At 67.2% G+C, this 360-nt stretch carries 1 protein-coding gene; it reads left to right on the forward strand.

The genetic code is table 11. The features are described 5' to 3' along the window. The coding region (locus tag EN786_RS36455; protein ID WP_135910104.1) for an FAD-dependent oxidoreductase at window positions 1-360 on the forward strand (360 nt) is incomplete at both ends.

Raw genomic sequence — 360 nt, forward strand, 5'->3', positions numbered from 1 at the left:
GGCGGCCTGATGCAGGCGCGTGCCGGCACCGCGCGGCACGACGGCGTGGCCTGGGGCTATGCCCGCGGCGGCGACAGCCATGGCGTGGACCTGATCCAGAATTGCGAGGTGACCGGTTTCCGGCTCGATCGCGGCAAGGTGCGTGGCGTGGAGACATCGCGTGGCTATATCGCCGCCGACAAGGTCGGGGTGGCGGTGGCGGGCTCATCGAGCCGGGTCATGGCAATGGCTGGAATGCGGCTTCCGATCGAAAGCCACGTCTTGCAGGCCTTCGTCACGGAGGGGCTCAAACCCACCATTCCCGGTGTGATCACGTTCGGGGCAGGCCATTTCTACATCAGCCAGTCCGACAAGGGCGGG

The sequence above is a fragment of the Mesorhizobium sp. M4B.F.Ca.ET.143.01.1.1 genome (assembly GCF_004792275.1).
Classification (GTDB): Bacteria; Pseudomonadota; Alphaproteobacteria; order Rhizobiales; family Rhizobiaceae; genus Mesorhizobium; species Mesorhizobium abyssinicae.